The sequence below is a fragment of the Methylobacterium thuringiense genome, from assembly GCF_022179645.1.
GTDB lineage: Bacteria > Pseudomonadota > Alphaproteobacteria > Rhizobiales > Beijerinckiaceae > Methylobacterium > Methylobacterium thuringiense.
Genome location: NZ_BPRA01000009.1, coordinates 220,482 through 240,073 on the forward strand (window position 1 = coordinate 220,482; position 19,592 = coordinate 240,073).

Sequence of the window (19,592 nt, forward strand, 5' to 3'; positions counted from 1 at the left end):
CAGGACCGGGCAAGAAAAAGGCGGGGCCATGAAGACCCCGCCCCGATCAAAAAGCTCCCGAGCGGTACACCCCAAAGAGCAGATGAGATCCAGTCGCAAACAAGGTGAAAAATAACGAAGAAACGGTCGGTGTCAATCAATCCAGAACAAGAACATCGATCTCGACGCTAAACCGACAGAAGAATAACAGCATCATAAGAATAGCCCGGCAAAGCCTGATACGCTTTATCGGGCCTTAACGCGTATTTTAATCGATTTTTTATCTCATTGCATTGAATAAGATCTTCGATTTAAAAAATTATTATTGATTTTGCGCAGCTCTCGGCTATTCTCGTCCGGCGCTCATTGGAGCCGTGGCCCGATACGTCGGGCGCGGATGCTTAGGAGCGCTGACCGTCTCTCGCGGCAAGCGGCGATGGTCTCTGGCAACGACCAGGCATTCGGCAAACAACGGAAACCGGCCGCCCCGCGTCGTCACGATCGGCCGGCAGTCGACGTTTCCTTACGGAGGAACCATGAGAGCGGCACATCTTCTCGCACTCGGCGCGGGTCTCGCAGTTGCGACCCCGGCGCTCGCCAACGAAAGCATCCTGAAGTCCATCGCCAACCCGGCGGAACAGGCGCTTCAGACCGTCGACTACGCCAACACGCGCTATTCGAAGCTCGATCAGATCAACGCCTCCAACGTGAAGAACCTCCAGGTCGCCTGGACCTTCTCGACCGGCGTGCTGCGCGGCCACGAGGGCTCGCCGCTGGTCATCGGCAACATGATGTACCTGCACACGCCCTTCCCGAACATCGTTTACGCCCTCGACCTCGCGGCCGAGAGCAAGATCGTCTGGAAGTACGAGCCCAAGCAGGACCCGGCCGTGATCCCGGTCATGTGCTGCGACACGGTCAACCGCGGCCTCGCCTATGCCGACGGCGCCATCCTCCTGCACCAGGCCGACACCACGCTCGTCTCGCTCGACGCGAAGACCGGCAAGGTCAACTGGTCCGTCAAGAACGGCGACCCGGGCAAGGGCGAGACCAACACCGCCACCGTTCTCCCGGTGAAGGACAAGGTCATCATCGGCATCTCGGGCGGCGAGTTCGGCATCCAGGGCAGCGTCACCGCCTACAATCTGAAGGACGGCAAGAAGGCCTGGCGCGCCTACTCGGTCGGCACCGACGACCAGCTGCTCGTCGACCCCGAGAAGACCACCGACAAGGGCAAGCCCATCGGCAAGGACTCCTCGATCAAGACCTGGGAAGGCGACCAGTGGAAGACCGGCGGCGGTTCGACCTGGGGCTGGTACTCCTACGACCCCAAGCTGGACCTGTTCTACTACGGCTCGGGCAACCCCTCGACCTGGAACCCCAAGCAGCGTCCGGGCGACAACAAGTGGTCGATGACCATTTTCGCCCGTAACCCCGATACCGGCGTCGCCAAGTGGGTCTACCAGATGACCCCGCACGACGAGTGGGACTTCGACGGCATCAACGAGATGATCCTCACGGATCAGAAGGTCGACGGCAAGGAGCGTCCGCTCCTGACCCACTTCGACCGTAACGGCTTCGGCTACACCCTCGATCGCGCCACCGGCGAGCTCCTGGTCGCCGAGAAGTACGATCCGGTGGTGAACTGGGCCACCAAGGTCGACATGGACAAGGACTCCAAGACCTACGGCCGGCCGCTCGTCGTCTCCAAGTACTCGACCGAGCAGAACGGTGAAGACGTGAACTCGAAGGGCATCTGCCCGGCGGCTCTCGGCTCCAAGGACCAGCAGCCTGCGGCCTACTCGCCGAAGACCGCGCTGTTCTACGTGCCGACCAACCACGTCTGCATGGACTACGAGCCCTTCAAGGTCTCCTACACCCCGGGTCAGCCCTATGTCGGCGCCACCCTGTCGATGTACCCCGCGCCGAACAGCCATGGCGGCATGGGCAACTTCATCGCCTGGGACGGTGTCGCCGGCAAGATCAAGTGGTCGAACCCCGAGCAGTTCTCCGCCTGGGGCGGCGCTCTCGCAACGGCCGGCGACGTGGTCTTCTACGGCACGCTCGAAGGTTACCTGAAGGCCGTCGACGCCAAGACGGGTAAGGAACTCTACAAGTTCAAGACCCCGTCGGGCATCATCGGCAACGTGATGACCTACGAGTTCAAGGGCAAGCAGTTCATCGGCATCCTGTCGGGTGTCGGCGGCTGGGCCGGCATCGGCCTCGCGGCCGGCCTGACCGACCCGAACGCCGGCCTCGGCGCGGTGGGCGGCTACGCCGCTCTCTCGAGCTACACCAACCTCGGTGGTCAGCTCACCGTGTTCGCTCTGCCGAACCGCTGAACCTCACGCAGAACGACGAATGCCGGCGCGGGTCACCGCGCCGGCATTTTTTTGTCGCGACCCCCGGCTCCGTCCGGGCTCGCGCACCGATGCAGGAAGCCGCGCCCGGTCGCCATGCGATCGGGCGCGGCTTCGCGTCGTCAGCGAAGGCCATCGTAGTTGCTGGCCGTATAGCGGCAGATCACCTTGCAGCGTGGGCCGCCGTTGCTCTGATACGACTTCGCGTGGCCGATCGAGCCGGTCATGTCCTGGGTCGGATTCCCGCCGGACTGGCGCACCACGACGTTGCAGAAGTGCTGCGGGCTCTGCTGATACTTCGGACAGGCGGGCGAGCTGCGGCCGCTGAACAGATCCATCAGCGTCTGCGGTTTCGCGACGGCCGGCGTCATCAGAAGGCCGAGCGCCATAGCAACGATAGGTGCGCGTGCACAAACTCCAAGCAATGTCAGCTCCTTTAAGCGCCACTTGCCGCACATTCGTGAGGCATTTGCCTGGTTAGCACCCAAAAAGCAGTGTCAATGTGCGTTTTCACACCAAGACTAGCTCAGTTTTAATCCCATTTATTTTGCAATTATTTTGGGATTATTCCGGTTTGTCAGGTAGCGCACAGTCTACCTGCAGGCGCCCTCACTTGAGGCCGCGATCGGGGACTACACGCCCTGGAAGAGCCGCTGGAAACGGGACACGTCCCCCGCGATCAGGGCCGGAGCGAGGGGCAGGTCCTGGCGCGCGCAGACGCTGAAGCCGTAATACGGCCCGAGCAGCCCCTCGTCGGGCACGGCGACCCAGAGGCGGACCATCGGCCAATCCGCGTTGAGGCTGAGGAGCAGCATCTGCCCGGTGGAATCGAAGGCCGCCGCCTGATCCCGGAACAGATCCGCGATCGACCGGACCTCGCTGTCCCGAACCTGCCTCGTTGCCCAAATCATATGTACGAATGCCCTTTTTCTGGGCAAATGCTGGAGGGCAGCGGGCTTGAGCAATGTCCGGTTGCGCATGGCTGGGCCGCCCCTTCCACGGGATTAAAACGTGACCGTCCTGCTCAACCGAACATCATCCTGTATTATAGTTCAGGTAAGCTGATAAAGCGCTGGCTTGTCCCGATTCAGAAGTTGTTAGCAAGCAACAAATTATCTTAGCGGTTGTAGAGCTGCCCGCCGGGACAGCATCCTGCCGGGATAGTCCATGAGCTCGTCTTCGCTCGCCGAACTGGTTGGAACCTCCACCAGGAGCCTCAAGGCGACGGCCTCGTCGAACCTCGCCGCGATCCAGTCGATCACCGGGCGGATGAAGCTGCTGGCGCTCAACGCGCTGATCGAGGCGGCGCATGCCGGCGAGAAGGGGGCCGGGTTCTCGGTCGTGGCGCAGGAGGTCCGCACCATCTCGTCGGAGGTCGAGCGCATCGCCGGCGAGCTCGGCCTCAGCCTCGGCAGCCGCATCGACGACCTCGCCCGGGCCGTCGAGGGGCTGGCCGGGGAGGCGCGGGCGGCGCGCTGCGTCGACCTCGCCCTCAACGCCGTCGAGATCATCGACCGCAACCTCTACGAGCGCACCTGCGACGTGCGCTGGTGGGCCACCGACGCCGCGGTGGTCGATTGCGCGGCGGACCCGAGCGAGGCGGCGCGCGGCCATGCCGGCCGGCGGCTCGGGGTGATCCTCTCCTCCTACACCGTCTATCTCGACCTCTGGCTGATCGGGCTGGACGGCCGCGTCCTCGCCAACGGCCGGCCGGAGCGCTTTTCGGTCGCCGGCCACAGCGCCGCGAGCGAACCGTGGTTCGCGCTGGCCCGCGGCCTGCGCTCGGGCGAGGATTTCGCGGCGGGCGAGGTGATGCGCCAGCCCGCCCTCGGCGGCGCCCAGGTCGCGACCTACCTCGCTTCCGTCCGCGCGGGCGGCGAGGCGCAGGGGCGGCCGCTGGGCTACCTCGCGATCCATTTCGACTGGGAGCCGCAGGCCCGCGCCATCGTCGAGGGTGTCCGGCTGATGCCGGGCGAGCGCGAGCGCAGCCGCGTCATGCTGCTCGACGCCGCCAACCGCGTGCTGGCCTGCTCGCGGGGGCAGGGGATTCTGGGCGAGCGCTACCCGCTGCGCACAGACGGCCGGGACCAGGGCCACTACCACGACCCGCAAGGGCGCCTCGTCGCGTTCCACGACACGCCCGGCTACGAGACCTATCGCGGGCTGGGCTGGCGCGGGGTGATCGAGCAGGCGGCGGGGTAGGCCCTACAGATCCGACGAGCGCCGCGACAGCTCCCCGCGCAGCTGCCGCGCGGCCTCGACCAGGGCGGCGTCGCGCCGCGCGCGGGGGCGCGGCTGATCGATGGTGACGTCGGCAGCGATCCGGCCCGGCGCCCCCGCCAGCACCACGACGCGGTCCGCCAAGTAAACCGCCTCGTCGATGTCGTGGGTCACGAACAGCACGGTCTTGCCCGTCGCCTGCTGGATACGCTGGACCTCGTCCTGCAGCCCCTCGCGGGTGAAGCTGTCGAGCGCCGAGAAGGGCTCGTCCATCAGCAGCACCTCGGGCTCGACGGCGAGCGCGCGGGCCAGCGCCACGCGCTGGCGCTGGCCGCCGGAGAGCTGGTGCGGCCAGCGCCCTCCGAGGTCGCCGAGGCCCACCAGCGACAGCATTTTCTTCGCACGCGCACAGCGTTCGGGCTTCGGAATCCCCAGGCGCTCCAGGCCGAAGGCGACGTTCGCCAGCACCTTCCGCCACGGCAGCAGGCGCGCATCCTGAAACACCAGCGCCATCGGCGTCTCGTTCGCCGGGTCGGCGTTCACGATCACCGTGCCGCCGCTGGGCTTGGCGAGGTCGATCAGCACGCGCAGCAGCGTCGACTTGCCCACCCCGGACTCGCCGACGATCACCAGGAACTGCCCGCGCGGGATCGCGAGGTCGAGCTCTTTCAGGATGACGTTCTGCCGCCCGTCGCGCTCATAGGCGAGGCTCAGGCCTTTGATGTCGATAATCGGACTCATGGCCGCCACCGCAATAGCCAGCCCTGTAGGGCGACGAAGGCGGTGTCGAACAGGCCGTAGAGGGCGGCCATGGTCAGCATGTAGACCACCACGATGTCGGTGGAGAGCAGCGACGACGCCTGCATCATGCGCTGCCCGATGCCGGGCACCCCGAAGATCTCGGCGGCCACCACCGCCATCCAGGCCTGGCCGAGCGCCGTGCGCAGGCCGACCAGAATGCCGGGCGTCGCCGCCGGCAGCAGGATTTTTGTGAGACGCGACCAGGCCGAGCGGTAGCCGAAGGCCTGCGCCACCTCGACGAGATCCCGGTCGACGCTCCGCACCGCGCCTTGCGTGGCAAAAAACACGATCCAGAACACGCCGACGGCGATGATGAACACCGCCGCCCGCGGCTCGACGCCGAACCAGATGATGGCGAAGGGCACCCAGGCGAGCCCGGGGATCGGCCGCAGCAGGCGCACGACCCAGGCGGTCAGGTTCTCGAAGGACCGGAACATACCCGCGACGATGCCGAGCGCCATGCCCGCGCCCGCGCCGACGCCGAGGCCGACCACGTAGTGGCTCAGGCTCTCGATCACCGCCACGAGCCAGGCCCCGCTCGCGATCTCCTTGAGCAGGGCGGCGGGAATCGTCGAGGGCGGCGGCAGGAAGGCCGGGTTGACGAGATCGAGCCGGGGCACGGCCTCCCACACGCAGAGGAAGGCGAGGAGCCCGAGGAGGGCGAGGCCGGTCGCGCGGAGGCGGGTCATGCGGCAGAGCCCCCGATCCAATACCCGTCATTGCGAGCCGCAGGCGAAGCAATGACGGGGAGGGGCCGCACCGACGCGGTCAAAGGCGAGGCGAAGCGAGCCGACACTTAAGGCGCCACGGCCTTCTCATACGGCCGCGCATCGAACAGCCCCTCGATCGGTGCCTCCTTGTCGAGGGTGCCGATCGAGACCTGATAGGCCTGCATCGCCTTGGTCGCGGCGATGATCGTGCGCGGGTCGGTGATGAATTTTGCGGCCGGCGAGGAGATCGCCTTCTGGATGGTGGCGACGTCGGTGATACCCTTGCCGAGCGCCGCCTCGACATGCGGCGCGGCCCGGGCCGGATCGGATTTCAGGAGGTCGGTGGCGCGCACCAGCGCCTTCACTAGCCCCTCGACGGCGGCGGGGTTCTTGTCGGCGAACTTTCCGTAGACCGCGACCACAGTGCCGGGCTGGTCGGGGAACATCTCGCCCCCCGTGGCGATCAGCTTGATCGCCGGGTTGCGCAGCTGGACGATGGTCAGCGCCGGCTCGCGGATCGAGGCGCCGTCCATGGCGCCGGCGAGCACCGCCTGCTGCGTCGCGTCGATGCCCATCGGCACCACCTCGGCATCCGCCTTGTCGGCCTTCGCCACCTGCCAGAGCCAGTGCTGCAGGGTGGTGTTCGGCACCGAGCCCGGCGGCTGCGTGGCGAGGCGGGCGGCGCGGCCCTCCTTGGCCCGGAACGCCTTGAAGGCCTCGGCCTTGCTGGGTGCGCTGGCGAAGTACGGCGCGAGCTTCGGACCGGCGACGAACACCATCTCTTCGACGGCGGTGGCGGCGACCACGCGGACGTCGATGCCCTTGGTGCGGGCCACCGCCAGCGGCGCGATGCCGGCGACGTAGACGTCGATGGTGCCGGACGCGAGCGCCTGGATCATGTTCGGGCCAGATTCGAAGGTGGTGAAGCTCGGCTCCAGCCCCGCCTCCTTCAGCCAGCCCTCGCCCCGCGCCACGAAGACCGGCGCCGCGCCGATCACCGGGATCACGCCGACGCGCACCGGCACCGGCTCGGCCGAGGCGGGCAGGGGGCCGAGAAGCCCGGCAAGGACCGCCACGGCGCTGAGGAGGAGACGCATCGGCTCACCGGTTTCAGGGGAAACGCCTCGTCCCCATCGCACGGCCCCCCGAAACGTCAAGCCGGAATGTGCCCGCGGCGCGCGATGGAAAACCCGAGGGTGCTCCGGCGCGGGCATTTGCGCGGAACACCCGGCCTCACGGTTTCGTTAACGGCGGCTCGCAAACTGCAATCGCGCGGCACAAATCAAGGGACTCCGCCATGAGCTTTCTCGGCAGCATCGTCAGCAAGATCCTCCACCCGTTCGGAGGCAGCTCCGACGCCCAGGCGAAACCCGCCGACGCCCCCGCCTCCACGGGCGGCGACACGGCCGCGTCTCCCGCCTCGACCGGCGGTGGCACCACCGCGGCCCCCGGCTCGATCGACATCGAGGCGAACCTCGCCAAACTCGCCGCCGACAACCCGCAGAAGCTGAACTGGAAGACCTCGATCGTCGACCTGCTGAAGCTGATCGACCTCGATTCGAGCCTCGGCGCCCGCCAGAAGCTCGCCGACGAGCTCCACTACACTGGCGACAAGAACGACTCCGCCACGATGAACGTCTGGCTGCACAAGCAGGTCATCAAGAAGCTGGAGGAGAACGGCGGCAAGGTTCCGGCCGATCTCAAGGACTGAGTTTTTGTGAGTTAAGCGTCGAGCCCGGTGCGTGAGCGCCGGGCTTTTTCGTGGGCCGCACTCTTCCCTCCCCCTTGTGGGGAGGGACCGAGGGTGGGGATGGCTCCGCTTGGTCCGACGCCGGCAGGCGGAACCACCCCTACCTCCAACTTCTCCCCACAAGGGGGAGGAGAGAGACCCTCACCGCCCCGTGCGGATCCGGGTCCACAAGCGCGTCACGAAGCGCTGGGTCTGGTCGACCCAGGCGGTGTTGACCACGAGGCGCTGCATCGTGGCCTCGTCCGGGTAGATGCCGGGATTGGCCAGGATCTCGGGCTTCACCAGCTTCTTCGCCGGCAGGTTGCCGCTGGCATAGGAGACGAAGTCGGTGTTCGCCGCCGCCACCTCGGGCCGGAGCATGTAGTTCAGGAAGACGTGCGCGTCGGCGGCGTGGGGGGCGTCCTTGGGGATCGCGAAGGTGTCGAACCACATCTCCGCGCCCTCGCGCGGGATCTGGTAGGTGATCTTGACGTCGTTCTTGGCCTCCTCCGCGCGCTTCTTCGCCTGCAGCACGTCGCCGGAATAGCCGACCGCGACACAGATATCGCCGTTGGCCAGCGCGTTGATGTATTCCGACGAATGGAATTTCCGGATCGAGCCGCGCACCTTGTAGAGCGCGTCCGTGACCTTCGAGATGTCGTCCCAGCGCTTGGGGTCCATCTTCGGCCCGTAGAACGGCAGGATCGACGGGATCAGGTCCTCGGGGCTGTCGATCATCATCACCCCGCACTCCTTGAGCTTGTTCATCGTGCTCGGGTTGAGGACGAGGCTCCAGGAGTTCAGCGCCGCATCGGGGCCGAGCTTTTCGCGCACCATGTCGAGGTTCAGGCCGATGCCGGTGGTGCCCCACATGTAGTCGACGGCGTAGGCGTTGCCGGGATCGTAGGCCTGCAGCCGTCCGGCGATCTCGGGCCAGACGTTGACGAGGTTTGGCAGCTTCGCCTTGTCGAGGGGCTGGAACACGCCGGCCCGGATCAGCCGCTGCAGGAACGGCCCGGACGGCGCGACCACGTCGTAACCGGATTTTCCCGCGAGCAGCCGCGTCTCGAGCACCTCGTTGCTGTCGTAGGTGTCGTAGACGACCGTGATGCCGGTCTCCTTGGTGAAGGCGTCGAGCACCTTGGGGTCGATGTAGTCCGACCAGTTGTAGATCGCGATCACCCGGTCCGCCGCGCGCGCCGGCCCGCCGAGACCCGGTGCGACCAGCGCGAGGACGGCGAAGACGGCACGGCGCAGCGGGGGCCTCACCGCGCGGACCGCGTGGCGACGACGACGATCTCCACCAGATAGGCCGGGCCGGCGAGCTTCGCCTCGACGGTGGCGCGGGCCGGCGGTTCGTCGCGGTCGACCCAGGCATCCCAGGCGGCGTTCATCTCGGGGAAGCCCGCCATGTCGGCGAGGTAGATCGTGGCCGAGAGGATGCGGCTCTTGTCGCTGCCGGCCGCCGCGAGCAGGCGGTCGATCTGCTCCAGCACCTGCTGGGTCTGCGCAGTGACGCCGGTGCCCACCGTGTCGGCCGCGACCTGCCCCGCGAGATAGACCATGTCGCCGGTGGCGGCGGCCTGGCTCATGCGCGGGCCTTTTTCGAAACGCTCGATCGTCATCGCAGGTCTGGACCTCGTCGTGGAAGAACGGTGCTCTCTGACCCCTCCGGCCGCCCCGCGTAAAGAGCCCCGGCGCGCGTGCCGCATCGCGACACAAATTCGCAGCGCGGCGCAACTCCGAGGGCAGCCGCCGCGTTCTCGCACCATTGTACGGCCAAGTCGCACCAAGCATGTCGCTTCGAGCGGAGCCGCATACCCCTAAGTCTAGGACACAGCAGCCATGGGCATTCTCTGGACCATCATCATCGGCTTTCTCGCCGGTGTCATCGCCAAGTTCATCATGCCGGGCGACAAGGAGCCCTCGGGCTTCATCCTGACCACCATCCTCGGCATCGTCGGCGCCTTCGTCGCGACCTTCCTCGGCCAGGCGCTCGGCTGGTATGGGCCGAATCAGGGCGCGGGCTTCATCGGCGCGATCGTCGGCGCGATCGTCGTCCTCGCCATCTACGGCTTCATCGCCGGCCGGACCCGCTCGACGTCGCTCTGACGCAAGCCGGCACGGAACAGGAAAGGGCGCCGGATCGGATCCGGCGCCCTTTCTTTTTGCCTTGTCCCAACACCGATGCCCTTCCCCGGATCGCATTCCGCTGCCGCTTCATGCGCCCAGGAGAGGTGGTTCGGGCTTCGAGAACGAACTCTCTCGCCTCAGATCGCCGAGCGGCCGCCCTGTACCGCCTTCACCGGGCAATGACCCGTCGCCCCGCGCACCGCCAGCCCCACGCCGACGACGAGCGCGGCGAGGCTGAGCCACTGGTTCGGGCGGGGCTGGGCGGCGGCGGCCGCGATGCCGAGGCCGAGGGCCACCGACACGGCCCGCTCCGTGAAGCCGATATTCGGCTCGCCGCTGAAAATCTCCTCGATCAACTCGTTCGCCATCGGGCGTGCTCTCCGGGTGCGTAGGTGGACGCCGCGCGTGCGGCGGACGACCCCGGCGCGATCATCGCGCCGTGGTCGGATCACGGTAACGCCGGGCGAACGCGGACCGGCCACGTGCGTTCCCCTCGGGAGAACAGCCCGGCCATGACACCGCAGGAGGAACCATGCCGACGATCACGACGCAGGACGGAACCGAACTCTACGTGAAGTCCTGGGGCACGGGCCGCCCGGTGGTGCTGATCCACGGCTGGCCGCTCAACGCCGACATGTGGGACTACCAGTCCCAGGCGCTGGCCGAGGCGGGGTTTCGCGTCATCGCCTACGACCGGCGCGGCTTCGGCCGGTCGAGCCAGCCAAGCGGCGGCTACGATTACGACACCTTCGCCGACGACCTCGCCGCGGTGATCGAGCACGGCGATCTCTCGAACGCCGTCCTCGTCGGCTTCTCCATGGGCGGCGGCGAGGTCGCCCGCTACATCGGCCGCCACGGCACCGCCCGCATCGGTGCAGCCGCGCTGGTCGGCGCCGTGCCGCCCTGCCTGCTGAAGGGCCCGGACAACCCCGACGGCGTCGACGGCTCGGTGTTCGACGGCATGAAGCAGGGCATTTCCGCCGACCGCGCGCAGTTCTTCGTCGATTTCGGAAAGACCTTTCTGGGCGTCGGCCGTCCGGGGATGAATGTCTCGGAGGGTCTGCAGCAATGGACGCTGCAGATGGCGCTGCAGGCGGGCCTGCGCGGCACGCTCCGTTGCGTCGACGCCTTCGGCACCACCGATTTCCGGCAGGACCTCAAGGCCTTCGACAAGCCGACCCTGGTGATCCACGGCGACGACGACCAGGTCGTGCCCTTCGCCGTCAGCGGCAAGCGCGCGGCGGAGGCGATCCCGGGGGCGGAGCTCAAGGTCTACGAAGGCGCGCCGCACGGACTCTACGCGACCCACAAGGACCGGCTGAGCCAGGATCTGATCGCCTTCGCGAAGGGGTAGGCCCGCGTCCCACCCCACACCCTCATCCCGAAGTGGCCGCGTCAGCGCCCCTCGAGGGAGGGCTCCAGCCAGCGCGCGATCCCTGGAACTCTCCTTCGAGGCTGCTTCGCAGCACCTCGGGATGAGGGCTTTGGGTTGGAATCGATGGAATTTGCGTCAAGCCTGCGGCGTGGCCGCCCTCTGCTCGGCAATCAGCGCGTCGTCGATCTCCCGCGCCCTGACCGCGGCGGGACGGGCGTAGAGCCGGCCGGCATAGGCCTCGAAGGCGGGGCGCTTCGGGATCGTGCCGAACTGCATGCCCCAGCCGAGATGCGCGCCGATGTAGAGATCGGCCGCGCTGAAGCGGTCGCCGGCGAGATACTCGGTCTGCGATACCGCGCCTTCGAGGGTGTCGAGCACCGCCTCCAGGCTGCCGTAGCCGACCATGCCGCGCATCTGCGGATCGTCCGGCACCTGGACCTTGAGCACGCTGTTCACGACCGCCGCCTCGACGGGGCCGGCCCCGAAGAACAGCCAGCGGTAATACGGCCCGCGCGCCCGGTCGCCCGCGGGCGGCGCGAGGCCGGCCCCGGGAAAAGCGTCGGCGAGATAGGCGAGGATCGCGGCGCATTCCGTCACCACGGCGTCGCCGTGGCGGATCGCGGGCACCTTCCCCATCGGGTTGATGGCGAGATAACCGGGCTGCCGGGTCGTCGTCCCGAAGCCCATGATCTCCGTGCGATACGGCTGCCCGACCTCCTCCAGCATCCAGCGCACGATCCGGCCGCGGGACATCGGGTGGGTGTAGAAGACGAGATCGTCGGTCATGGCCGGCTCCGTGATCGGCACGCTTGCGAGAGGCGCGGCGCCTCGCGACAGCACCTACGCCGGTGCCGGCAGCCGATACAGCGATTCGGCTCCGGACGCACGCGAGGGGCAGGCTCCAGGCCCTGCCCGTCGCCGCCCTCAGAACCGTGCGATCAGCTGCACGCGGACCGTCCTCGGCGCGCCGGGGAGGATGTTGTTGTTGTTGTGTGCCGAGACGACGTAGCGCCGATCGAAGACGTTCTCGATGTTCACCTGGGCCCGCATCGACTCGTTGATCTGGTAGAAGACACCGGCATCGAACCGCGAGAAGCTCGGCAGGCGCACCGTGTTGTCCGACGATGCGAAGCTGGGATCCTGATAGATATAGCCGACGCCGACGGCGAATTGGGCGTTGATGTCGAACTTATTCCAAAGGCTGAAAGTATTGAGCGGAACGCCGCCGACGAGGTTGCCCGCCGCGATCGTGTCGCCGTCGTCGTCGAGATCGGCGAGGATGCGCGGCTCGGTATAAGCGTAGCCGCCGGAGATCTGCCACCAATCGGTCGCGTAGCCCGCCAGGCCGATCTCGATGCCCTGGGTGCGTGTCTGGCCGAGGCCGGCGGAGAAACCCGCTTCGGTGGATGACGGGATCGGCTGGTTGTCGCGGTCGAGGTTGAACAGCGCGGCCGTGAACTGGAAGGTCGGCGTGATGTCGTACTTCACGCCGATTTCCATATTCTCGAACCGCTCGGGCACGGACAGCGCGGTCGTCGGGTCCAGCACGCGGAACTGATCGCCCGCGCTCGGCAGGAAGGAGACCGAATAGCTGCCGTAGAAGGCCAGCTCCGGCAGCGGCTTCACCACGACGCCGACGCGCGGCGAAACGAGGTTGTCGACGCGGGCGTTGGGTTGGCTGGGCAGGCCGGTCGCGGGGTCGGGGCGACGGTCGCGCGATTCGAAGTCGAAGCGGTCGAAGCGTCCGCCGACGATGAACTGCAGGTGTTCGCTGATCGCGATCTGGTCCTGGACGAAGGCGGAGACCACGCCGAGCCGATAGGTGTTGTTTCGACCGGTGGCGAGGTTCCGGAGGACCGCCCCCTCCGTCGTGGTCGGCATGAAGGGATTGACGGGGAGATTGCGGCTGCCGGTCGCGTTCCAGATGAAGTCGCGCCGGAAATCGACCCCCTCCTGGTAACCGAGTTCCACACCGGCCACCACGGTATGGGCGATGGGTCCGGTGTCGAACTTGTAGGTGAAGTCGGTCTGGTTGAAGTAGTTCGTACGGTCGGTCTGGCTGCCATAGCCGCGCATCACGAACGATGTCTCGTCGGCATTGACGGGACCGTTCGGGTAGGCGTTCTGATGATACTTCGCGTAGTCGGCGATGCGCGACTGACTGCGCATGATCACACCGTTTTCGAAGACGTGATCCAGCTGCGCGGTGCCGATATGGGCGTCGACGAAGCCGTTCGACATGAAGGGCGCGCCGAAGAGCGTGCTGGTGTTTTCGCGGTAGCGCCAGGGACGCCCGAACTGCGAGGGGATGCCGCGATCCGCGATGCGGTTGTCCGAGAAATACTCGTAGGACAGGCGCAGGGTCGTCTGCGGCCCGAGCAGGAAGGTCATCGTCGGATTCACGCCGTAGCGGCGGACGTCGATGAAGTCGCGGTAGGTCTCGGTGTCCTCGAACACCCCGTTGAGGCGGAAGAAGACCGTATCGGAGACGCGGTCGCCGACATCCAAAGCCACGCGCTTGTTGAAGAACTGGCCGCCCTGCACCAGGACTTCGCGGATCGGCACACCGTCCGCTTCCTTGAGCACCCGGTTGACGATGCCGCCTCCGCCGCCGCGGCCGAAGATCATCGCGTTGGGGCCTTTCAGCACCTCGATGCGCTGGGTGTTGTAGAGATCGCGAAAATAGCGGGCGTCGTCGCGGATGCCGTTGACGAAGAAGTCGGCGGTCGTGCGCTGGCCGCGGATGAGGTCTCGTCGCGGTGACCCTCGCCCTGCGCCACGGAGACGCCGGGGACGTAGCGGAGCGCTTCGCCGATGCTCTGGACGTTCTGGTCGCGGATCTGCTGCTGGGTGACGATGGAGATCGCCTGCGGCGTATCGATCAGCGCCGTATCGGTCTTCGTCGCCGAACGCAGCCGCTTGGCGATGTAGCCGACTTGGGCGCCGGAACTGTCGACGATGACGCCGCCGCCCGTTCCAGCCACGCTGATCATGTCGAGCGTCACGCCGCCGACCGATGGGGCCTGCGGCCCGGGATGCACCGCCTGCACGGCCGGAAGCGGTTGAGCCAGGGCGGACGTCGCGATAGCGCAGGGAATACTTGCCAGACTGGTAGAACCGGCGAGTGCCATCACAAGGCGCAATGGCCCGTTGCTAGTCCTAAGCATGAACGCCCCCCTGTTTTACCAAGATGAACGCTCGCAAGCTTAGCCATAATCCGGCAGCACTCTCAAAATCTTTATATTATTTATTGGATTACCTAGATCGGGATAAAGCGGCAGCTTTGCCGATACTTTTCGGAACGTCCGTCGATTCCGGACCGACAGATGAGCCGGCCACATGGCTTGGCCCCAAAGAAAAAGCGCGGCCCCGAGGGACCGCGCTTCATCGGATCACCGTCTGAGCCAGAAGCTCAGTCGCGGCGGGGGCCGCGCTCGCGGCGGGGGCCGCGGTCACGATCGCCGCGCGGCTCGCGCTCGCGCTCTTCCGGCTCGGGCTCGCCGCGGGCGGCGCGCTCGGCCTTGAGCTTCTCGGTGAGGTCCTCGCCGGTCTCCTGGTCGACGACCTTCATCGAGAGGCGGATCTTGCCGCGGTCGTCGGCGCCCAAAAACTTGACCTTGACCTTCTGGCCTTCGGCCACGACGTCGCCGACCTTGGCGACCCGCTGCGGGGCGAGTTCGGAGATGTGGACGAGGCCGTCCTTGGCGCCGAAGAAGTTCACGAAGGCGCCGAACTCCATGATCTTGACGATGGTGCCGTCATAGATCGTGCCGGCCTCGGGCTCGGCGACGATGGAGCGGATCCAATTGTAGGCCGCCTTGATCGCATTGCCGTCGGACGAGGCGATCTTGACGATGCCGGTGTCCTCGATGTTGATCTTGGCGCCGGTCTTCTCGACGATCTCGCGGATGATCTTGCCGCCGGTGCCGATCACGTCGCGGATCTTGTCGGTGGGGATCTGCATCGTCTCGATGCGCGGGGCGTACTCGCCGAGCTCGGGGCGGGCCGCGGTCAGCGCCTTGGCCATCTCGACCAGGATGTGCGCGCGTCCGTCCTTCGCCTGGGCGAGGGCGACCTTCATGATCTCCTCGGTGATGCCGGCGATCTTGATGTCCATCTGGAGCGAGGTGATGCCCTCGTCCGTGCCGGCCACCTTGAAGTCCATGTCGCCGAGGTGATCCTCGTCGCCGAGGATGTCGGACAGCACTGCGAAGCGCTCACCCTCGAGGATGAGGCCCATGGCGATGCCGGCGACCGGACGGCGCAGGGGCACGCCCGCATCCATCAGCGACAGCGAGCCGCCGCAGACCGAGGCCATGGAGGACGAGCCGTTCGACTCGGTGATCTCGGAGACCACGCGGATCGTGTAGGGGAACTCGTGCGCCGGCGGCAGCACGGGCCGGATCGCGCGCCAGGCGAGCTTGCCGTGGCCGATCTCGCGGCGTCCCGGCGAACCCATCCGGCCGGTCTCGCCGACGGAATAGGGAGGGAAGTTGTAGTGGAGCAGGAAGCGCTCCTTGTAGGTGCCTTCCAGCGCGTCGATGAACTGCTCGTCCTCGCCGGTGCCCAGCGTCGCGACCACGAAGGCCTGGGTCTCGCCGCGGGTGAACACCGCCGAGCCGTGGGCGCGCGGCAGCACGCCGACGTCGGAGACGATCGGGCGGACCGTCTTGAGGTCGCGGCCGTCGATGCGCGAGCCGGTGTCGAGCACGTTCCAGCGCACGACCTTGGACTGCGCCTCCTTGAAGGCGGCCTTGACCTTCTCAGGGCTGAACTTCTGCTCGCCGTCCGACGGGCAGAGGGCAGCGACAACCTTCGCCTTCACGGCGTCGACGGCGGCGTAGCGCTCCTGCTTGACCGTCTTCTTGTAGGCCTCGCGCAGCTCGGCCTCGCCGATCTCGAGCACGGCCTTCTCGGCCTCGGCGTTCTCCGGCGGGGAGAAATCGCGCGGCTCCTTGGCGGCCTTCTCGGCCAGGCGGATGATCGCCTCGATCACCGGCTGGAAATGCTTGTGGCCGAACATCACAGCGCCGAGCATCACGTCCTCGGAGAGCTCCTTCGCCTCCGATTCGACCATCAGCACGGCGTCGGTGGTGCCGGCGACGATGAGGTCGAGGGTCGATTCTTCCTTCGTCTCGTTGACGGCCGGGTTCAGCTTGTAGGCGCCGTTGAGCCAGCCGACGCGCGCCGCGCCGATCGGACCCATGAACGGGATGCCCGACAGCGTCAGGGCGGCCGACGTCGCCACCATCGCGACGATGTCCGGATCGTTCTCGAGGTCGTGGCTGAGAACCGTGACGGTGACCTGGGTGTCGTTGCGCCAGCCCTCGATGAAGAGCGGACGGATCGGACGGTCGATCAGACGGGAGACCAGCGTCTCCTTCTCGGAGGGGCGGCCTTCGCGCTTGAAGTAGCCGCCGGGGATGCGGCCGGCGGCGTAGGCGCGCTCCTGGTAGTTCACGGTGAGCGGCATGAAGTCGATGCCGACCTTCGGCTCCTTCGCCGCGACGACGGTGGCGAGCACGGTGGTCTCGCCGTAGGTGGCGAGCACGGCGCCGTCGGCCTGGCGGGCGATCTTGCCCGTCTCGAGGACGAGCTTGCGGTCGCCCCACATCAATTCTTCACGTTGGACGTCGAACATTCTTTTTTATCCTTGCCTTCATGCGGCGGGCGAACCCGGCGCCGCCAGGGGCAAGACGGCGAGAGGCTCCGCCTGAAGAAGCCTCTCGCGATCCTGCCCTGAGCGTCGCGCCTCGAAGTCGCCCGGTGGTGGTCCGGCCGGACCCATGTCCGGACAGCCCTTTTCGAAACGCGGCCCCGAATGAGGGGCCGCGCAAACTGTCAAAAAATCAACGGCGGATGCCGAGGCGCTCGATCAGCGAGCGGTAGCGCGGCTCGTCCTTGCGCTTGACGTAGTCGAGCAGCGAGCGGCGCTGCGAGACCATCTTCAGGAGGCCGCGGCGGGAGTGGTTGTCCTTGCCGTGGGTCTTGAAGTGGCCGGTCAGGTTGGTGATCCGCTCGGTGAGGATGGCGACCTGGACCTCCGGCGAACCGGTATCCTTGCCACCCGTGGCGTATTCCTTGATGAGCGCGGTCTTGCGCTCTGCCGAGATCGACATCGCAGGCCTTTCGGTGTGGGGTGTGTCGGACGAGCGACCTCCCCTCGGGAGGCGCTGCAGCCTGCGGCTCGGCCGCTGCCGGGATGTCGTCCAGCAGGGTCGCGCGCAAGCGGTTCAAGCCCCGCCCGTCACCGGGTCGAGGCGGCGCGGACCATACACGAAAGCCCGCACAACGCCAGTGCCGCCGCACGGACCGGCCCACACCGCCAAACATCCGATTGACGCAACCCCAAGAGCCCCCTAAACGATGCCGCACGTTCGAGCCCCAGGCCATCGGCCCGGCCCGCACGCCCAGGTGGCGGAATTGGTAGACGCGCTGGTTTCAGGTACCAGTCTTGCAAGAGGTGAAGGTTCGAGTCCTTTCCTGGGCACCACTCAACCGCTAAGCGGTTGTTTCGCCGGTAAGTTCAGTCAAATCATGTGGTTAGGTTCGCCCGAGTGATGCACACGGGTGATACACATGGTCCTCGCGATGTCCCGCCCATCCCGTCATCCCAAGACCGGCATTTTCTGGCTGCGCAAGCGCGTGCCGAGCGATCTTGTCGCCCGCGTGGGACGTGCTATCGAGTACTTCAGCCTTCAGACGCGGGAGCCATTGGAGGCCAAGCAGCGCCATTCCGAAGCCATCGCTCGGCTCGAAGCACGATGGGCAGAGCTTCGGCGTAGCGAGCTCGACGATGTGCCGGGTGCAGCCGCCGACGCCAGCACAGTTCTCCGCAGCCTGAGCGAACGCGAAGCGAGCGAGCGTGCAGGGTGGATGTACGCACACTGGCTTGGCCTGCACCGGGAGAACCCCACCCAGCAGCGTTTCTGGCCGACCAATCTCTACCGGCATCTATGGCGCTCGCCGGGTGGCCTCATCGAGCGCCGCGAGGACGGTCGCGTCGCTGTTCGAGCAGTCCTTGATTTTGCGCAGGCCGAGAAAGTCAGCGAGCTTGAGGCGTGGTGCCGGGATCAGGCCGAGACGGCGTTGGCCCTGCACGACATTGAGGCGGACGAGGCGAGCACCCTGCGAGTGGCCAAAGCCGTCGCTGCCCAAGTCCAGCGCGCAAGTCTTACGCTTGCGGCCCTCGCGCGCGGCGAGCCCGAAGCCAGCTTGGCGACCGTCCGCGCCGCAACACCATCGGCGAAGCCGGCTAACGCTATTGGGCTAATTGAACTTGTCGAGGCGTGGTGGCGGGAGGCCGAACAAACCGGCAAATCGGATTCGACCCGAGAATCTTACATGAACACGTTCCGGCAATTCTCCGCTTTCCTGGGCCATGACGAGGCCAGCCGGGTCACGGTCGACGACGTCCGTCGGTTCAAGGATCACCGCCTAGCGAGCCGAAAGAGCAACGGGCAGCTACTCTCGCCCACGACGGTCAAAAACAGCGATCTCGCTGGGCTAAAGGCGGTGTTCGGCTGGGGCGTCGCCAACGGCCGTCTTGTCGAGAACCCAGCCGTGAGCGTGACGGTGGCGAAGGTTTCCAAGGCGAAGCTGCGGGAGCGCGAGTTCACAACCGACGAAGCGCGTACGCTTTTGCGGGCGGCGGCAGAATTAAAGCCGGGCAGGGCACTTCCGCAGACCTTTGCCGCTAAACACTGGGTCCCCTGGGTTCTAGCTTTTACCGGCGCGCGCGTCGGCGAGATCGCGCAAATGCGCCGTCAGGATCTTCGGCGGGAAGCGGTCGCAGGCCATTCCGACCCTGTGTGGATCCTCAAGATCACGCCCGAGGCTGGGACGGTGAAAACGAAGCAGGCCCGGGAGGTGCCACTGCACCCGCAGCTCGTCGAGCTCGGCTTCCCCGCCTTTGTCGAGAGCTCACGCGCGGAGCGACTCTTTCTGGTGCCGGATGCAGAGGGCAAGATCGCAGGACCGCTGCAGGCAGTGAAAAACCGCCTGGGCGAGTTCGCACGCCATTATGTTGATGACCCTGGGGTGAGCCCGAACCACAGCTGGCGGCACCGCTTCTGCACTGTCGCGACCGAGGCGGGCATCGAGGGCAATGTAATCGATGCGATCTGCGGATGGTCGGCCAAAAGCGTAGGTAGCCGCTACGGCAGCGTTTCGCTGAAGGCGCGCAGTGATGCGATCCTGCGCCTGCCGTGGATCACTTTATGATTGACCAAGCAGCAAAGTGCCAACTTTGAATTTCCGTTGATGACCCTGGCTGTGTCAAAACC

17 protein-coding genes, 1 tRNA gene and 1 pseudogene are annotated in these 19,592 nt (G+C 66.5%); 7 read left to right on the forward strand and 12 right to left on the reverse strand.

Annotated features, from left to right (window positions below; translation table 11 throughout):
- Window positions 1–515: 515 nt before the first annotated feature.
- Window positions 516–2,321, forward strand: coding sequence for a lanthanide-dependent methanol dehydrogenase XoxF1 (xoxF1, locus tag MFF07_RS11550; RefSeq protein WP_147817196.1), 1,806 nt, complete (start codon window positions 516–518; stop codon window positions 2,319–2,321).
- A 140-nt stretch (window positions 2,322–2,461) separates the two neighbouring features.
- Here xoxF1 and MFF07_RS11555 read toward each other — a convergent pair whose 3' ends face one another.
- Both MFF07_RS11555 and MFF07_RS11560 read right to left on the reverse strand, forming a co-directional pair.
- A complete protein-coding gene (locus tag MFF07_RS11555) occupies window positions 2,462–2,728 on the reverse strand; it encodes a hypothetical protein (protein ID WP_238231959.1) in 267 nt (88 codons plus the stop codon).
- Window positions 2,729–2,971: 243 nt separating this feature from the next.
- Window positions 2,972–3,250: a hypothetical protein gene (locus tag MFF07_RS11560; RefSeq protein WP_147817197.1), complete on the reverse strand. Its 279-nt coding sequence runs from the start codon at window positions 3,248–3,250 to the stop codon at window positions 2,972–2,974.
- Window positions 3,251–3,506: 256 nt separating this feature from the next.
- On the opposite strand from MFF07_RS11560, the gene MFF07_RS22535 reads away from it, so the two are divergent.
- Window positions 3,507–4,541, forward strand: coding sequence for a methyl-accepting chemotaxis protein (locus MFF07_RS22535; RefSeq protein WP_147817198.1), 1,035 nt, complete (start codon window positions 3,507–3,509; stop codon window positions 4,539–4,541).
- 3 nt (window positions 4,542–4,544) lie between these two features.
- On the opposite strand, the gene MFF07_RS11570 is transcribed toward MFF07_RS22535, so the two are convergent.
- The 3 genes from MFF07_RS11570 to MFF07_RS11580 form a co-directional block, all read right to left on the reverse strand.
- The gene (locus tag MFF07_RS11570) at window positions 4,545–5,300 is read right to left on the reverse strand and encodes an ABC transporter ATP-binding protein (RefSeq protein WP_147817199.1); all 756 of its coding nucleotides are present in this window, start codon (window positions 5,298–5,300) and stop codon (window positions 4,545–4,547) included.
- Window positions 5,297–6,049: an ABC transporter permease gene (locus MFF07_RS11575; RefSeq protein ID WP_238231961.1), complete on the reverse strand. Its 753-nt coding sequence runs from the start codon at window positions 6,047–6,049 to the stop codon at window positions 5,297–5,299. Before MFF07_RS11575 ends, MFF07_RS11570 begins: the two co-directional genes overlap by 4 nt.
- Before the next feature lie 107 nt (window positions 6,050–6,156).
- Window positions 6,157–7,167, reverse strand: a complete 1,011-nt coding sequence (locus MFF07_RS11580; protein ID WP_238231963.1) for an ABC transporter substrate-binding protein — start codon at window positions 7,165–7,167, stop codon at window positions 6,157–6,159.
- A gap of 200 nt (window positions 7,168–7,367) precedes the next feature.
- Here MFF07_RS11580 and MFF07_RS11585 point away from each other — a divergent pair, with 200 nt between their 5' ends.
- Window positions 7,368–7,781: a DUF3597 domain-containing protein gene (locus MFF07_RS11585; protein ID WP_238231966.1), complete on the forward strand. Its 414-nt coding sequence runs from the start codon at window positions 7,368–7,370 to the stop codon at window positions 7,779–7,781.
- Between the two features lie 180 nt (window positions 7,782–7,961).
- Here the strand turns inward: MFF07_RS11585 and MFF07_RS11590 are convergent, their stop codons facing one another.
- Both MFF07_RS11590 and MFF07_RS11595 read right to left on the reverse strand, forming a co-directional pair.
- Complete coding sequence (locus MFF07_RS11590) at window positions 7,962–9,056, reverse strand: polyamine ABC transporter substrate-binding protein (RefSeq protein ID WP_238231977.1); 1,095 nt, start codon at window positions 9,054–9,056, stop codon at window positions 7,962–7,964.
- A gap of 8 nt (window positions 9,057–9,064) precedes the next feature.
- Complete coding sequence (locus tag MFF07_RS11595) at window positions 9,065–9,424, reverse strand: RidA family protein (protein WP_147817203.1); 360 nt, start codon at window positions 9,422–9,424, stop codon at window positions 9,065–9,067.
- 220 nt (window positions 9,425–9,644) lie between these two features.
- Between MFF07_RS11595 and MFF07_RS11600 the strand changes: the two genes are divergently transcribed.
- A complete protein-coding gene (locus MFF07_RS11600) occupies window positions 9,645–9,911 on the forward strand; it encodes a GlsB/YeaQ/YmgE family stress response membrane protein (RefSeq protein WP_147817204.1) in 267 nt (88 codons plus the stop codon).
- Window positions 9,912–10,069: 158 nt separating this feature from the next.
- Here MFF07_RS11600 and MFF07_RS11605 read toward each other — a convergent pair whose 3' ends face one another.
- Window positions 10,070–10,300, reverse strand: a complete 231-nt coding sequence (locus MFF07_RS11605; RefSeq protein WP_147817205.1) for a YgaP family membrane protein — start codon at window positions 10,298–10,300, stop codon at window positions 10,070–10,072.
- Window positions 10,301–10,464: 164 nt separating this feature from the next.
- On the opposite strand from MFF07_RS11605, the gene MFF07_RS11610 reads away from it, so the two are divergent.
- Window positions 10,465–11,286 (forward strand): alpha/beta fold hydrolase, encoded by an 822-nt coding sequence (locus tag MFF07_RS11610; RefSeq protein WP_238231968.1) that lies wholly within the window; start codon window positions 10,465–10,467, stop codon window positions 11,284–11,286.
- 156 nt (window positions 11,287–11,442) lie between these two features.
- Here the strand turns inward: MFF07_RS11610 and MFF07_RS11615 are convergent, their stop codons facing one another.
- From MFF07_RS11615 to rpsO, 4 genes and pseudogenes are all read right to left on the reverse strand, one after another.
- A complete protein-coding gene (locus MFF07_RS11615; RefSeq protein WP_238231970.1) occupies window positions 11,443–12,093 on the reverse strand; it encodes a glutathione S-transferase family protein in 651 nt (216 codons plus the stop codon).
- Window positions 12,094–12,231: 138 nt separating this feature from the next.
- Window positions 12,232–14,438: pseudogene (locus MFF07_RS11620) on the reverse strand (TonB-dependent receptor).
- A gap of 281 nt (window positions 14,439–14,719) precedes the next feature.
- On the reverse strand, window positions 14,720–16,948 hold the full coding sequence (gene pnp, locus MFF07_RS11625) for a polyribonucleotide nucleotidyltransferase (RefSeq protein ID WP_147817209.1): 2,229 nt from the start codon (window positions 16,946–16,948) through the stop codon (window positions 14,720–14,722).
- 208 nt (window positions 16,949–17,156) lie between these two features.
- Complete coding sequence (gene rpsO, locus MFF07_RS11630) at window positions 17,157–17,426, reverse strand: 30S ribosomal protein S15 (protein ID WP_147817210.1); 270 nt, start codon at window positions 17,424–17,426, stop codon at window positions 17,157–17,159.
- 289 nt (window positions 17,427–17,715) lie between these two features.
- On the opposite strand from rpsO, the gene MFF07_RS11635 reads away from it, so the two are divergent.
- Together MFF07_RS11635 and MFF07_RS11640 are read left to right on the forward strand one after the other, a co-directional pair.
- A tRNA-Leu gene (locus MFF07_RS11635) sits at window positions 17,716–17,800 on the forward strand.
- 86 nt (window positions 17,801–17,886) lie between these two features.
- Window positions 17,887–19,530 carry a DUF6538 domain-containing protein gene (locus tag MFF07_RS11640; RefSeq protein WP_238231972.1) on the forward strand — a complete coding sequence of 548 codons (1,644 nt, stop codon included), beginning with the start codon at window positions 17,887–17,889 and terminating at the stop codon, window positions 19,528–19,530.
- Window positions 19,531–19,592 lie beyond the last annotated feature (62 nt).